12 protein-coding genes are annotated in these 14,740 nt (G+C 65.5%); 11 read left to right on the forward strand and 1 reads right to left on the reverse strand.

Annotated elements, in window-relative coordinates; genetic code table 11:
- The first annotated feature begins 145 nt into the window (after positions 1–145).
- The 11 genes from edd to KVG96_RS03800 all read left to right on the forward strand — a co-directional run bounded on the left by edd (position 146) and on the right by KVG96_RS03800 (position 13,608).
- Entirely contained in the window at positions 146–1,972 is a 1,827-nt protein-coding gene (edd, locus tag KVG96_RS03750; RefSeq protein WP_085629553.1) for a phosphogluconate dehydratase, read from the forward strand.
- A complete protein-coding gene (locus KVG96_RS03755) occupies positions 1,969–2,919 on the forward strand; it encodes a glucokinase (protein ID WP_217890870.1) in 951 nt (316 codons plus the stop codon). Before edd ends, KVG96_RS03755 begins: the two co-directional genes overlap by 4 nt.
- A gap of 166 nt (positions 2,920–3,085) precedes the next feature.
- Positions 3,086–3,817 (forward strand): response regulator, encoded by a 732-nt coding sequence (locus tag KVG96_RS03760; RefSeq protein ID WP_217890871.1) that lies wholly within the window; start codon positions 3,086–3,088, stop codon positions 3,815–3,817.
- Positions 3,807–5,276, forward strand: a complete 1,470-nt coding sequence (locus KVG96_RS03765) for an ATP-binding protein (RefSeq protein ID WP_302471293.1) — start codon at positions 3,807–3,809, stop codon at positions 5,274–5,276. The genes KVG96_RS03760 and KVG96_RS03765 overlap by 11 nt, the downstream gene beginning before the upstream one ends.
- A 220-nt stretch (positions 5,277–5,496) precedes the next feature.
- Positions 5,497–6,756 (forward strand): D-mannose isomerase, encoded by a 1,260-nt coding sequence (locus tag KVG96_RS03770; RefSeq protein ID WP_217890872.1) that lies wholly within the window; start codon positions 5,497–5,499, stop codon positions 6,754–6,756.
- A 118-nt stretch (positions 6,757–6,874) separates the two neighbouring features.
- A complete protein-coding gene (locus tag KVG96_RS03775; protein ID WP_085580540.1) occupies positions 6,875–8,176 on the forward strand; it encodes an ABC transporter substrate-binding protein in 1,302 nt (433 codons plus the stop codon).
- 109 nt (positions 8,177–8,285) lie between these two features.
- A complete protein-coding gene (locus tag KVG96_RS03780) occupies positions 8,286–9,194 on the forward strand; it encodes a carbohydrate ABC transporter permease (protein ID WP_085580542.1) in 909 nt (302 codons plus the stop codon).
- Positions 9,187–10,032 carry a carbohydrate ABC transporter permease gene (locus KVG96_RS03785; protein ID WP_085580544.1) on the forward strand — a complete coding sequence of 282 codons (846 nt, stop codon included), beginning with the start codon at positions 9,187–9,189 and terminating at the stop codon, positions 10,030–10,032. The genes KVG96_RS03780 and KVG96_RS03785 overlap by 8 nt, the downstream gene beginning before the upstream one ends.
- Positions 10,033–10,034: 2 nt before the next feature.
- Positions 10,035–11,195, forward strand: a complete 1,161-nt coding sequence (locus KVG96_RS03790; protein WP_217890873.1) for an ABC transporter ATP-binding protein — start codon at positions 10,035–10,037, stop codon at positions 11,193–11,195.
- A 94-nt stretch (positions 11,196–11,289) separates the two neighbouring features.
- Positions 11,290–12,639 carry a carbohydrate porin gene (locus KVG96_RS03795; protein ID WP_217890874.1) on the forward strand — a complete coding sequence of 450 codons (1,350 nt, stop codon included), beginning with the start codon at positions 11,290–11,292 and terminating at the stop codon, positions 12,637–12,639.
- 114 nt (positions 12,640–12,753) lie between these two features.
- A complete protein-coding gene (locus KVG96_RS03800) occupies positions 12,754–13,608 on the forward strand; it encodes a D-hexose-6-phosphate mutarotase (protein WP_217890875.1) in 855 nt (284 codons plus the stop codon).
- 207 nt (positions 13,609–13,815) lie between these two features.
- Here the strand turns inward: KVG96_RS03800 and KVG96_RS03805 are convergent, their stop codons facing one another.
- On the reverse strand, positions 13,816–14,676 hold the full coding sequence (locus tag KVG96_RS03805) for a MurR/RpiR family transcriptional regulator (protein ID WP_170929938.1): 861 nt from the start codon (positions 14,674–14,676) through the stop codon (positions 13,816–13,818).
- Positions 14,677–14,740: the final 64 nt, after the last annotated feature.

Genomic DNA, 14,740 nt, shown 5'->3' on the forward strand with positions numbered 1-14,740 from the left:
TGGCAGTATTTTGTTTTATCTACAACGAGTGACCTGAATCAACTGGTCCGAATGATCAAGAAAACCGTCCGTCATCCCGAGCGCGCGGGCCTTTGATCAGCATAGACAATCAGGTCGCCACATCCGTTAGCCTGGAGTTCTACACATGCATCCCCGCGTTCTTGAGGTCACCGAACGGCTTATCGCCCGCAGCCGCGCCACGCGCCAGGCTTACCTTGCATTGATTCGCGGCGCAGCCTCCGACGGGCCGATGCGCGGCAAGCTGCAGTGCGCCAACTTCGCCCACGGCGTGGCCGGCTGCGGCAGCCAGGACAAGCACAGCCTGCGGATGATGAACTCGGCGAACATCGCCATCGTCTCCTCGTACAACGACATGCTCTCGGCGCACCAGCCGTATGAGGTCTACCCGGAACTGATCAAGAACGCCCTGCGCGAGATCGGCTCGGTGGGTCAGTTCGCCGGCGGCACTCCGGCCATGTGCGACGGCGTCACCCAGGGCGAACCGGGCATGGAGCTGAGCCTGCCCAGCCGCGAGGTGATCGCGATGTCCACGGCGGTGGCGCTGTCGCACAACATGTTCGACGGCGCGCTGATGCTCGGCATCTGCGACAAGATCGTGCCGGGCCTGATGATGGGCTCCCTGCGCTTCGGCCACCTGCCGACGATCTTCGTGCCGGGCGGGCCGATGGTCTCGGGCATCTCCAACAAGGAAAAGGCCGACGTGCGGCAGAAGTACGCCGAAGGCAAGGCCACCCGCGAAGAGTTGCTGGAATCGGAGATGAAGTCGTACCACAGCCCCGGCACCTGCACCTTCTACGGCACCGCCAACACCAACCAGTTGCTGATGGAAGTCATGGGCCTGCACCTGCCGGGCGCGTCGTTCGTCAACCCGAACACGCCGCTGCGCGATGCGCTGACCCGCGAGGCCGCGCACCAGGTCACCCGCCTCACCAAGCAGAACGGCCACTTCCTGCCGATCGGCGAGATCGTCGACGAGAAGGCGCTGGTCAACTCCATCGTCGCGCTGCACGCCACAGGCGGCTCCACCAACCACACCCTGCACATGCCGGCCATCGCCATGGCGGCGGGCATCCAGCTGACCTGGCAGGACATGGCCGACCTCTCCGAAGTCGTGCCGACCCTGAGCCACGTCTATCCGAACGGCAAGGCCGACATCAACCACTTCCAGGCCGCCGGCGGCATGGCGTTCCTGATCCGCGAACTGCTCGACGCCGGCCTGCTGCACGAGGACGTCAACACCGTGCTCGGCCACGGCCTGCGCCGCTACACCCAGGAGCCGTTCCTCGACAACGGCGAGCTGGTGTGGCGCGACGGTCCGACCGAGAGCCTCGACGAAAACATCCTGCGCCCGGTGGCCCGTGCGTTCTCGCCGGAGGGCGGCCTGCGGGTGATGGAAGGCAACCTCGGCCGCGGCGTGATGAAGGTCTCCGCCGTGGCGCTGGAGAATCAGATCGTCGAAGCGCCCGCCATGGTGTTCCAGGACCAGCAGGACCTGGCCGACGCGTTCAAGGCCGGTTTGCTGGAGAAGGATTTCGTCGCGGTGATGCGCTTCCAGGGCCCGCGCTCCAACGGCATGCCGGAGCTGCACAAGATGACGCCGTTCCTCGGCGTGCTGCAGGACCGCGGCTTCAAGGTGGCGCTGGTGACCGACGGGCGCATGTCCGGCGCCTCGGGGAAAATCCCGGCGGCGATCCACGTCAGCCCCGAAGCTTATGTGGGCGGCGCTTTGGCGCGGGTGCAAGAGGGCGATATCATCCGTGTCGACGGCGTCAAAGGCACCCTGGAACTCAAGGTGGACGCCGCCGAATTCGCAGCGCGCGAACCCGCCAAAGGCCTGTTGGGCAACAACATCGGCAGCGGCCGCGAGCTGTTCGGCTTCATGCGCATGGCCTTCAGCTCGGCGGAGCAGGGCGCCAGCGCCTTCACTTCTGCCCTGGAGACGCTTAATTGAAACTGGCTTTGGTCGGTGACATCGGAGGCACCAACGCACGGTTCGCGTTGTGGAAAGATCAGCAGCTCGAATCGGTGCAGGTGCTGGCCACGGCCGACCACGCCAGCCCGGAGGAGGCCATCGGCCTCTACCTGAGCCGGCTGGGCCTGGCGCCGGGCGCCATCGGATCGGTGTGCCTGTCGGTGGCCGGTCCCGTCAGCGGCGACGAATTCAAGTTCACCAACAATCACTGGCGACTGAGCCGCAAAGCGTTTTGCGAGAGCCTGCAGGTCGAGCGGCTGTTGCTGGTCAACGACTTCTCGGCCATGGCCCTGGGCATGACCCGCCTGCAGCCCGGCGAATTCCGCGTGGTCTGCGAAGGCACGCCGGAGCCGCTGCGCCCGGCGGTGGTGATCGGCCCGGGCACGGGGCTCGGCGTCGGCACATTGCTGGACCTGGGCGAGGGCCGGTTCGCCGCGTTGCCGGGGGAGGGCGGCCACGTCGACCTGCCGCTGAGCAGCCCGCGCGAGACCCAGCTGTGGCAGCACATTTACAGCGAGATCGGCCATGTCAGCGCCGAGACCGCCCTGAGCGGCGGCGGCCTGCCACGGGTCTACCGGGCGATCTGCGCGGTGGACGGGCATGCGCCCACGCTCGACACGCCGGAGGCGATCACCGCCGCCGGCCTGGCGGGAGATCCGGTGGCGCTGGAAGTGCTGGAGCAGTTCTGCCGCTGGCTCGGCCGCGTGGCCGGCAACAACGTGCTCACCACCGGTGCCCGTGGCGGGGTCTTCATCGTCGGCGGCGTGGTGCCGCGCTTCGCCGATTTCTTCCTGGCCAGCGGTTTCGCCAAGAGCTTCGCCGACAAGGGCTGCATGAGCGATTACTTCAAGGGCATCCCGGTGTGGCTGGTGACGGCGCCGTATTCGGGCCTGACCGGCGCCGGTGTGGCGCTCGAACAGGCGTGAGACCGAGTTGACCTCATCGCCGGCAAGCCAGCTCCCACAGGTTTTGTGATCGACTCAGACCCTTGTGGGAGCTGGCTTGTCAGCGATGGGGTCAGAGCAGGTGACAAATTTTCAAGGTTCATCAGGCATAATCCGCCCCAATTCCAATAATCAGGATGCCTTCGAAGTGAGCTCAGTCAACAAGTCGATTTTGTTGGTCGATGACGACCAGGAGATACGCGAGTTGCTGCAGACCTACCTGACCCGCGCAGGGTTTCAGGTACGGGCCACGGCTGACGGCGCCGGTTTCCGCCAGGCGCTCAACGAGGCGCCGAGCGATCTGGTGATCCTGGATGTGATGCTGCCCGACGAGGACGGCTTCAGCCTGTGCCGCTGGGTGCGCCAGCATCCGCGTCAGGCCCAGGTGCCGATCATCATGCTCACCGCCAGTTCCGACGAGGCCGACCGGGTGATCGGCCTGGAGCTGGGCGCCGACGACTACCTGGGCAAACCGTTCAGCCCCCGTGAACTGCAGGCGCGGATCAAGGCGTTGCTGCGCCGGGCGCAGTTCGCCCAGGAGCGCAGCGGCAGCGAGGTGCTGAGCTTCGACGAGTGGCGGCTGGACATGGTCAGCCACCGGCTGTTCCACACCGACGGCGAAGAAGTGATCCTGTCCGGCGCCGACTTCGCGCTGCTCAAGCTGTTCCTCGACCACCCCCAGGAAATCCTCGACCGCGACACCATCGGCAACGCCACCCGCGGCCGCGAGCTGATGCCCCTCGACCGCATCGTCGACATGGCCGTCAGCCGACTGCGCCAGCGCCTGCGCGACACGGAAAAGCCGCCGAGGCTGATCCGCACCGTGCGCGGCAGCGGTTATCAACTGGCGGCCAATGTGGTTGCCGGCAATGGCCACTGAGCTTTTGCGCAACCTGGCCGGCAAGGTGCCGATGCCGCGCTCGCTGCTCGGGCGGATGCTGCTGCTGACCCTGCTGGCGGTGCTGTTCGCCCAGACCCTGTCCAGCGTGATCTGGGTCTCGCAGTTGCGCGCGACCCAGCTCGAAGGCCTGGTCACCAGCGCCCGCAGCCTCGCCCATTCGATGACCGCCAGCGTCAGTTACTTCCGCTCGTTGCCGGTGGCGTACCGGCCGCTGGTGCTCGACCAGTTGCGCAGCATGGGCGGCACCCGCTTCGTGGTGACGCTCAACGACAAGCCGCTGGACATGGACGTGCTGCCGGTCACGCCGCGCAAGGCCGCCGTGATCACCGCGGTGGATGAAGTGCTGCACCAGTCGCTGGGGCACGACACCGACATCCTGGTGACCTTCGTCAGCCCCGAAGACCTGCGGATCTTCAACGCCGGGCTCAAGCTCGACGAGCTGCCGCGGTCCTGGGCCCACTACGCGCTGACCCTGGAACCGGTGAACCCGCCGGTGCTGGTCACTCAGATCCAATTGGCGCCGGGCGAATGGCTGTACATCGCCTCGCTGTTGCCCGAGCCGTACACCAGCCTCGAAGAGCAGGGCCTGCCGACGCAGCAGGTGTGGTTCATCGTCTTCACCAGCGGCTTCCTGCTGCTGTTCATCGGCCTGCTGGTGCATTGGCAGAGCCGGCCGCTCAAGCGCCTGGCGCGGGCGGCGCGGGAATTGTCGCTGGGGGCCGACGTGGAACCGGTGGCCGAGGGCGGCGGCAGCGAAGTGGTGGAGGTGGGCCGTGCGTTCAACACCATGCGCGAGCGTATCAGCCGTTACCTGACCGAGCGCAGCCAGTTGTTCAGCGCGATTTCCCACGACTTGAGAACACCGATCACCCGCCTGCGCCTGCGGGTCGAACTGCTGGAGGACGAAGCGCTGCAGGCCAAGTTCGGCCGCGACCTGGATGAGCTGGAGATGCTGGTCAAGGGCGCGCTGCAATGCGTGAAGGACACCGACATCCACGAAAACATCGAGCCGGTGGACCTCAACCATGTGCTGGAATGCCTGGTGGAGCCGTACCTGGCGCCCAACGGCAACGGCCGCGTGACCCAGCACGGGCGGGCGCTGGCGACCTACCCGGGCAAGCCGCTGGCGCTCAAGCGCTGCATCGGCAACCTGATCGACAACGCCCTCAAGTACGGGCAGAACGCGCACCTGCACATCGACGACGATGAAAGCGCCTTCGTGCTGCACGTCGACGACGAAGGGCCGGGGGTGCCGCAGCAGCGGCTGGAGCAGGTGTTCGAGCCGCATTTCCGCCTGGCCGGGCAGCAGCAGGGTTATGGGCTCGGGCTGGGCATCGCGCGCAACATCGCCCACAGTCACGGCGGCGAGGTCACGCTGCAGAACCTGCGCGAAGGTGGGTTGCGGGTGACGTTGCAGCTGCCGCGCAGCGCCGACTGACACTGCCCTGTGGTGAGGGCGCTTGCTCCCGCTGGACTGCGCAGCAGGCCCGTCTTTTCAGTGCCGCTTCGCACCACGGCGCAAGCGAGCTCTCTCGCCGCAGGGCATCAATTTGCTGTGAATGTCACCGGTCGGTGACAATCCCTGTCCCCTTCGTTACAAGCCCGCCCCGGCCCGTTGTTTAGACTCCCCGCAGTCATAACAACAAAAAAGGCCACCCATGGATCACTTCAATCCAGGCTTCAGCAGTTGGCTGAACGCCCCTGCCCACCAGCGCTGGCTCGCCGACGAAGGCCTGCGCCTGCTGGACTTCGCCAAGGCCTCGTGGCTGCCGGAAGGCTTCGGCAACCTCGACGGGCGCGGTCGCCTGCCGACCGGCGCGCAAGCCGAAACCATGAACACCGCCCGCATGACCCACAGCTTCGCCATGGCTCACATCCAGGGGCTGCCGGGCTTCGCCGAGCTCGTGGATCACGGTGTCCGCTCGTTGCGCGGCCCGCTGCGCGACGCCGTGCACGGCGGCTGGTTCGCCACCGCCGAGCACCGCGACGGCAACACCGGCAAGAACGCCTACCTGCACGCGTTCGTCGCCCTGGCCGCCAGTTCGGCGGTGGTCGCCCGGCGCCCCGGTGCCGAAGCGTTGCTCGACGACGCCATCGACATCATCGACACCTGCTTCTGGAGCGACGAAGAGGGCGCGATGCGCGAATCCTTCAGCCGCGACTGGCGCGAAGAGGAAGCCTACCGCGGCGCCAACAGCAACATGCACGCCACCGAGGCCTTCCTCGCCCTGGCCGACGTCACCGAAGACCCGCGCTGGCTGGTGCGCGCCCAGCGCATCGTCGAACGGGTGATCCACGGCCACGCCGCCGCCAACGGCTACCTGGTGATCGAGCACTTCGACCGCGACTGGCAGCCGCTGCGCGACTACAACCGCGACAATCCCGCCGACGGCTTCCGCCCCTACGGCACCACGCCGGGGCACGGTTTTGAATGGGCGCGGCTGATGCTGCACCTCGAGGCGGCGCGGGTGCGGGCCGGCATGCTCACCCCCGGCTGGCTGGCCACCGACGCGCAGAAACTGTTCGAGGAAAACTGCCGCCACGGTTGGGAGGCGGACGGCGCGCCGGGCATCGTCTACACCCTCGATTGGGCCAACAAGGCCGTCGTGCGCCATCGCCTGCACTGGACGCACGCCGAGGCCAGCGCCGCCGCCAGCGCCCTGCTCAAGCGCACCGGTGAAGAGCGCTACGAAGCCTGGTACCGGCTGTTCTGGGAATTCTGCGCAGTGAACTTCATCGACCGCTGCGACGGCAGCTGGCACCACGAACTCGATCCGCTGAACCGCCCCAGCGCCGATATCTGGCCGGGCAAGCCGGACCTCTACCACGCCTGGCAGGCCGTGCTGATTCCCCGCCTGCCCTTGGCGCCGAGCATGGCCACGGCCCTGGCGCAGTGGTCCCAGAGCGTTCCTGTGTAACCATGTCGTGACATTCGCACGTCCCTTCGTTACCTGCGCAGGGATGCGCGCTGTTTAAACTCGTGTGCAGCGCAAGCTCCAGACTTGCATGCATAACAACAAGAAAGGTACCTCTCAGATGAATGCGATTTCTCGCCTCGCCACTGTCATTTCTGTTGCCTCCCTGTTCCCGCTCGCTGCGCTCCCTCTGAGTGTTTCCGCCGCCGAATCCAAAGGTTCGGTGGAAGTCGTGCATTGGTGGACGTCCGGCGGCGAGAAGGCAGCGGTCGATGTGCTCAAGGCCCAGGTCGAAAAAGACGGCTTTACCTGGAAGGACGGCGCCGTGGCCGGCGGTGGCGGCGCGACCGCCATGACCGTCCTGAAAAGCCGCGCAGTGGCCGGCAACCCGCCGGGCGTGGCCCAGATCAAAGGCCCGGACATCCAGGACTGGGCCTCCACCGGCCTGCTCGACACCGACGTGCTCAAGGACGTCGCCAAGGCCGAGAAGTGGGACAGCCTGCTCGACAAGAAAGTCTCCGACACCGTGAAGTTCGAAGGCGACTACGTGGCCGTGCCGGTGAACATCCACCGCGTCAACTGGCTGTGGATCAACCCGGAAGTCTTCAAGAAAGCGGGTATCGAAAAGGCCCCGACCACCCTCGAAGAGTTCTACGCCGCCGGCGACAAGCTCAAGGCCGCCGGCTTCATTCCGCTGGCCCACGGCGGTCAGCCATGGCAGGACAGCACCGTGTTCGAAGCGGTGGTGCTCTCGGTCATGGGCGTGGACGGCTACAAGAAGGCCCTGGTGGACCTCGACGACGCGGCCCTGACCGGCCCGCAGATGGTCAAGGCCCTGACCGAGCTGAAGAAGGTCGCGACCTACATGGACGCCGACGGCAAAGGCCAGGACTGGAACCTGGAAGCCGCCAAGGTCATCAACGGCAAGGCCGGCATGCAGATCATGGGTGACTGGGCCAAGTCCGAATGGACCGCGGCCAAGAAAGTCGCCGGCAAGGACTACGAGTGCGTGGCCTTCCCGGGCACCGACAAGGCCTTCACCTACAACATCGACTCCCTGGCCGTGTTCAAGCAGAAGGACGCGGGCACCGCGGCCGGCCAGCAGGACATCGCCAAGGTGGTGCTGGGCGAGAACTTCCAGAAGGTCTTCAGCATCAACAAGGGTTCGATCCCGGTGCGCAACGACATGCTGGCCGACATGGGCAAGTTCGGTTTCGACTCCTGCGCCCAGACCGCCGCCAAGGACTTCCTGGCGGACGCCAAGACCGGCGGCCTGCAGCCGAGCATGGCGCACAACATGGCGACCACGCTGGCGGTGCAGGGCGCGTTCTTCGATGTGGTGACCAACTACATCAACGACCCGAAAGCCGACCCGGCCGACGCGGCCAAGAAGCTGGGCACCGCCGTCAAGTCGGCCAAGTAGGTCGTAGCTGCAAGCTGCAAGCTGCAAGCCTCAAGCTTCAAGCCTTGTGCCACTTGCCGCTTGTAGCTTGCAGCTTGCAGCTGTCCTCCTCCCCTAACTGGATCTTCCCATGAGTTCTGTTGCTGTGTTCAGCAAGGCCTCGCCGTTCGATGCGTTGCAGCGCTGGCTCCCCAAGCTGGTGCTGGCGCCGAGCATGTTCATCGTGCTGGTGGGCTTCTACGGTTACATCCTGTGGACGTTCGTCCTGTCGTTCACCACCTCGACGTTCCTGCCGACCTACAAATGGGCGGGGCTGGCGCAGTACGCGCGCCTGTTCGACAACGACCGCTGGTGGGTGGCGAGCAAGAACCTTGCGGTGTTCGGCGGCCTGTTCATCGGCATCACACTGGTGATCGGCGTGCTGCTGGCGGTGTTCCTGGATCAGCGCATCCGCCGCGAAGGGTTCATCCGCACCATTTACCTGTACCCGATGGCGCTCTCGATGATCGTCACCGGCACGGCGTGGAAATGGCTGCTCAACCCCGGCATGGGCCTGGACAAGCTGCTGCGCGACTGGGGCTGGGAAGGCTTTCGCCTGGACTGGCTGATCGACCCTGACCGCGTGGTGTATTGCCTGGTGATCGCGGCGGTGTGGCAAGCCTCGGGCTTCATCATGGCGATGTTCCTGGCGGGCCTGCGCGGCGTCGACCAGTCGATCATCCGCGCCGCCCAGATCGACGGCGCGAGCATGCCGACCATCTATTGGAAAGTCGTGCTGCCGAGCCTGCGTCCGGTGTTCTTCAGCGCCGTGATGATCCTGGCCCACATCGCGATCAAGAGCTTCGACCTGGTGGCGGCGATGACCGCCGGCGGCCCGGGCTACTCCTCGGACCTTCCGGCGATGTTCATGTACTCGTTCACCTTCAGCCGCGGCCAGATGGGCATGGGCTCGGCCAGCGCCATCCTGATGCTCGGCGCGATCCTCGCGATCATCGTGCCGTACCTGTATTCCGAGCTGAGGACCAAGCGCCATGACTAACCTCGCCGACAAACCTTCCGTCAGCCTGAGCCGCATCGCCATCCACGCGGTGCTTCTGCTGGCCGTGGTGCTGTACCTGGTGCCGCTGGTGGTCATGCTGCTGACCAGCTTCAAGACGCCGGAAGACATCAGCACCGGCAACCTCCTGAGCTGGCCGGCCGTGGTCAGCGGCATCGGCTGGGTGAAGGCCTGGGGCACGGTGGACGGCTATTTCTGGAACTCGATCAAGATCACCGTTCCGGCGGTGCTGATCTCCACCGCCATCGGCGCGCTCAACGGCTATGTGCTGTCGATGTGGCGCTTTCGCGGCTCGCAACTGTTCTTCGGCCTGCTGCTGTTCGGCTGCTTCCTGCCGTTCCAGACCGTCCTGCTGCCGGCCTCGTTCACCCTCGGCAAGATGGGCCTGGCCAGCACCACCACGGGCCTGGTGTTCATCCATGTGGTCTACGGCCTGGCGTTCACTACGCTGTTCTTCCGCAACTACTACGTGACCATCCCCGATGCGCTGGTGAAGGCGGCGCGGCTGGACGGCGCCGGGTTCTTCACGATCTTCCGGCGGATCATCCTGCCGATGTCCACCCCGATCATCATGGTCTGCCTGATCTGGCAGTTCACCCAGATCTGGAACGACTTCCTGTTCGGCGTGGTGTTCTCCAGCGGCGATTCGCAGCCCATCACGGTGGCGCTGAACAACCTGGTCAACACCAGCACCGGGGTCAAGGAATACAACGTTGACATGGCAGCGGCGATGATCGCCGGGCTGCCGACCCTGCTGGTCTATGTGGTCGCAGGCAAGTATTTCGTGCGCGGGCTGACGGCCGGCGCGGTCAAGGGGTAATCATGGCTACGCTCGAACTTCGCAATGTAAACAAGACCTATGGCGCCGGCCTGCCGGACACCCTGAAGAACATCGAACTGTCGATCAAGGACGGTGAGTTCCTGATCCTCGTCGGGCCTTCGGGCTGCGGCAAGTCGACGTTGATGAACTGCATCGCCGGCCTTGAGACCATCACCGGCGGCGCGATCATGATCGGCGACCAGGACGTCAGCGGCATGAGCCCCAAGGACCGCGACATCGCCATGGTGTTCCAGTCCTACGCGCTGTACCCGACCATGAACGTGCGCGAGAACATCGAGTTCGGCCTGAAGATCCGCAAGATGAGCCAGCCGGCCATCGACGAGGAAGTGGCCCGGGTCGCCAAGCTGCTGCAGATCGAGCACCTGCTCAACCGCAAGCCGGGCCAGCTCTCCGGCGGCCAGCAGCAGCGCGTGGCGATGGGCCGGGCGCTGGCGCGGCGGCCGAAGATCTACCTGTTCGACGAGCCGCTGTCCAACCTCGACGCCAAGCTGCGGGTCGAGATGCGCACCGAAATGAAACTGATGCACCAGCGCCTCAAGACCACCACGGTCTACGTGACCCACGACCAGATCGAGGCCATGACCCTGGGCGACAAGGTGGCGGTGATGAAGGACGGGATCATCCAGCAGTTCGGCACGCCGAAGGAGATCTACAACGACCCGGCCAACCAGTTCGTGGCCAGCTTCATCGGTTCGCCGCCGATGAACTTCATCCCGCTGCGCCTGCAACGCAAGGACGGCCGGCTGGTGGCGCTGCTCGACAGCGGCCAGGCCCGCTGCGAACTGCCGCTGGGCGTGCAGGACGCCGGGCTTGAGGACCGCGAAGTGATCCTCGGCCTGCGTCCGGAGCAGATCGCCCTGGCCAACGGCGACGCCAGCGGCGCGCCGAGCATCCGGGCGCAAGTGCAGGTCACCGAGCCCACCGGTCCGGACACCCTGGTGTTCGTCAACCTCAACGACACCAAGGTCTGCTGCCGCCTGGCGCCGGACGTGGCGCCGCAGGTGGGCGAGACCCTGACCCTGCAGTTCGATCCGGCCAAGGTACTGCTGTTCGATGCCCGGACCGGGGAGCGCCTGGGGTCGGCGGGCGTTGCGAAGGCCGAAGCGCATTCGGCGAACGTCGCCCGGTTCAAGGGGCGCTGAAGAACAAATGCGGGCGCGGGCAAGCCCGTTCCCGCAGGGGTGTAAACCGCGTTGGAAAAAAACAGTTAATAACAATAAAGACGAGGATGTAGGGATGAAAATGAAACACGTCAATGCCCGTTTGATCTGCCGGATGTCGGCCGCCGCCGCACTGGTGCTGGCCGGCAACGCGATGGCCGCCGATGCGTTCAGCTCCGATTCCAAGTGGATGACCGGCGACTGGGGCGGCGAGCGCACCAAGCTGATCGAGCAAGGCATCGACATCAAGATGGACTACGTCGGTGAAATGGGCGCCAACCTGCACGGCGGCTACAACGACGACAAGACCGGCCGCTACAGCGACCAGTTCGGTCTGGGCGTGGCCCTGGACCTGCAGAAGCTGTGGGGCTGGGACAACACCCAGGCCAAGATCCAGCTGACCAACCGCAACGGCGAAAACATCTCCAACGACCGCATCGGCGACCCGCGCGCCGGCACCCTGAGCTCCTCGCAGGAAGTCTACGGCCGCGGCCACATGGTGCGTCTGACCCAGCTGTGGATCCAGCACCAGTTCTTCGACAACAAGCTCGACATCAAGGCCGGTTACTTCGGCGAAGGCGAAGACTTCAACACCTTCCCGTGCGAATTCCAGAACCTGGCGTTCTGCGGCTCTCAGGTGGGCAACTGGGCGACCAACATCTGGTACAACTGGCCGGTCAGCCAGGCGGCGATCCGCGTGAAGTACAACATCAACGACGAGCTGTATGCGCAGATCGGCGCCTACAACCAGAACCCGTCGCAGCTGGAGCACGGCAACGGCTTCAAGCTCAGCGGCAGCGGCACCGCCGGCACCGTGCTGCCGGTCGAGCTGGTCTGGTCGCCGAAGGTCAACGGCCTGCCGGGCGAATACCGCGTGGGTTACTACAAGTCCACCGCCGACGCCAACGACGTGCGTGAGGACGACAACGGCCTGGACGCCGCGACCACCGGCGACGCCTACCGCGTGCACAGCAGCAAGCACGGCTACTGGTTCGTGGCCCAGCAGCAGCTCACCAGCCACAACGGCGACGCGTCCCGTGGCCTGAACATCGCGGCCAACGCCACCTTCCACGACAAGGACACCAACTTCATCGACAACTACCAGTCGCTGATGTTTGTCTACAAGGGGCCGTTCGACGCGCGTCCCAAGGATGACGTGGGCATCGGCTTCGCGCGCATCCACGTCAACGACGACGTGAAGAAGAACGCCGAGCTGCTCAACGTCGCCAACGGCGTCTCGGACTACGACAACCCGGTGTTCTCGCCGCTGCGCGAAACCGAATACAACTACGAGATCAACTACGGCTTCCACGTCACCAACTGGCTGACCGTGCGTCCCAACCTGCAGTACATCACCCATCCGGGCGGTGTGGATGAAGTCGACAACGCTTTGGTCGCCGGCCTGAAAATTCAGTCGGTGTTCTGACGCGTCTGCGATAAGCTCCTCTCCATGTGCGCATATTTGCGGACGGCCCAGGCTGTCCGCTTTTTTTTGGGGCCGGCGCCGCCCTGTGAGACGTGATTTTCAGGACCGTGGCCCATGCATGAGCATCCGCTGCAACGCTTCTTCAGATCCCTGCGCGAACGGCCGGTGTTCGCCTGGGAGCGCTATCAGATGCGCGACGTGCTGGTGATCGACCATCCGCTGTGCCAGGCGGTGTTCAGTCGTCAGGGCGCGCAGCTGCTGCACTTTCAGCCGCGCGGACAGAAACCGTGGCTGTGGTGCGCGGCGAAGTGGCCGCACGTCGGTGCGATCCGCGGCGGGGTGCCGGTGTGCTGGCCGTGGTACGGCCGTCATCCGAGCGAGAACGCCTGGCCGTCCCATGGCTGGGCGCGGTTGCTGGACTGGAAGCTGCTCGACAGCGCCAGCGCCGAAGACGGCGTGCGCCTGCACTGGCGACTGCAGTTGTGCGACTGGCAGGTGGACCTGCATGCGCACCTGGGCGAGCGCATGGACTTGCGCCTGAGCACCGAGCACCAGGACGACATGCCGTGCCAGTTGAGCCAGGCGTTGCACGCTTACTGGCGCATTGGCGACGTGAGTGAGATAGCGCTGTCTGGGTTGGAGGGGGCGCAGGGCTACGACCAGCTGAGCCGCGAGGCTTGCCAGCAGGAAGGCGAACTGCGGGTCGATGGCGGCTGCCAGCGGGTGTTCCAGCACGACGGCGAACTGCAGCTCAAGGATCACGCCTGGCAGCGCGAGCTGCGCATCGACACCGGCGAGAGCGCCGACACCGTGGTGTGGCATCCGGGCTCGCGGCCGCTCTTGGGGGTGAGCTGGGATGAGGTGGCGGAGTTCGTCTGCGTGGAAGCGGCGGCGGGAGGCACCGACAGCCTGCATCTGGCGCCGGGGGAGAAGGCGCACTTGAGTCTGCAGGCCTGGGCGGCGGCCTAGTTCGGGTTTGCGGCGCTGTCTCTGGCCTCATCGCGGGCAAGCCCGCTCCCACAGGGAATGTATTCCAAATGTGGGAGCAACTGACCTGCGGTGCCGTCGCTGACGCCATCGCGAGAAAGCTGTGTCCCACCGTTTGCTTGGCGCCACTGCTCCCCGTGGGAGCGGGCTTGCCCGCGATGGGGGCGGGACAGCCACTGAAGATCCGGATCAGTCGAACTCGTCGCCCACCGGATAGCGGCTCGCGTTCAGGCTTTCCTTGATCTTGCGCAGGTGCGGCTGGAAATCCACCCCGCGGCGCAGCGTCATGCCGGTCGCCAGCACGTCCAGCACGGTCAGCTGAATGATCCGCGAGGTCATCGGCATGTAGATGTCGGTGTCTTCCGGCAGCGGAATGTTCAGGCTCAGGGTGCTGGCCTTGGCCAGCGGCGAGTTCTCGGCGGTCAGGCCGAGCACCGAGGCGCCGTTCTCCCGGGCGATGCGCGCCACTTCCACCAGTTCGCGGGTGCGTCCGGTGTAGGAAATGATCACGAACAGCTCGCCGGTGTGCGCCACCGACGCGATCATGCGCTGCATCAGCACGTCGGCGTGGGCGGAGACCGCCAGGTTGAAGCGGAAGAACTTGTGCTGCGCATCCAGCGCCACGGGGGCCGAGGCGCCGAGGCCGAAGAAGTGGATCTGCCGGGCCTGGATCAGCATGTCGACGGCGCGGCTGATGAGGTTCGGGTCCAGGGCCTGGCAGGCGCTGTCCAGCGAGGCGATGGCGCTGCCGAAGATCTTTTGCGTGTAGGCCTCGGGGTTGTCGTCGGCCTCCACGGCACGGCTGACGTAAGCGGCGCCGCTGGCCAGGCTCTGGGCCAGTTGCAGCTTGAGTTCGGGGTAGCCGCTGACGCCGAACGAGCGGCAGAAGCGGTTGACGGTCGGTTCACTGACCGAGGCCGCCTGGGCGAGGGCGGCGATGCTGAAGCGGGTAGCCTGCTGTGGGTTGAGCAGGATCACTTCGGCGACTTTGCGTTCGGCCTTGTTCAGCTCTTCAAGGCGACTCTGGATCTGTTCCAGTAAATTTCGCACGCGGTCCATATGGGGTTCCTAATTCACCGGCACCGGTAGGCGCGCGGCTATGCAAATTGGGCCT

Origin of the sequence: Pseudomonas ekonensis (assembly GCF_019145435.1) — a bacterium.
GTDB lineage: Bacteria > Pseudomonadota > Gammaproteobacteria > Pseudomonadales > Pseudomonadaceae > Aquipseudomonas > Aquipseudomonas ekonensis.

Excerpts from the sequence above, each read along its gene's own strand:
- KVG96_RS03785 (WP_085580544.1), top strand. The coding sequence starts at position 9,187 with ATGACTAACCTCGCCGACAAACCTTCCGTCAGCCTGAGCCGCATCGCC.
- edd (WP_085629553.1), top strand. The coding sequence starts at position 146 with ATGCATCCCCGCGTTCTTGAGGTCACCGAACGGCTTATCGCCCGCAGC.
- KVG96_RS03770 (WP_217890872.1), top strand. The coding sequence starts at position 5,497 with ATGGATCACTTCAATCCAGGCTTCAGCAGTTGGCTGAACGCCCCTGCC.
- KVG96_RS03790 (WP_217890873.1), top strand. The coding sequence starts at position 10,035 with ATGGCTACGCTCGAACTTCGCAATGTAAACAAGACCTATGGCGCCGGC.
- KVG96_RS03775 (WP_085580540.1), top strand. The coding sequence starts at position 6,875 with ATGAATGCGATTTCTCGCCTCGCCACTGTCATTTCTGTTGCCTCCCTG.
- KVG96_RS03800 (WP_217890875.1), top strand. The coding sequence starts at position 12,754 with ATGCATGAGCATCCGCTGCAACGCTTCTTCAGATCCCTGCGCGAACGG.
- KVG96_RS03795 (WP_217890874.1), top strand. The coding sequence starts at position 11,290 with ATGAAAATGAAACACGTCAATGCCCGTTTGATCTGCCGGATGTCGGCC.
- KVG96_RS03780 (WP_085580542.1), top strand. The coding sequence starts at position 8,286 with ATGAGTTCTGTTGCTGTGTTCAGCAAGGCCTCGCCGTTCGATGCGTTG.
- KVG96_RS03765 (WP_302471293.1), top strand. The coding sequence starts at position 3,807 with ATGGCCACTGAGCTTTTGCGCAACCTGGCCGGCAAGGTGCCGATGCCG.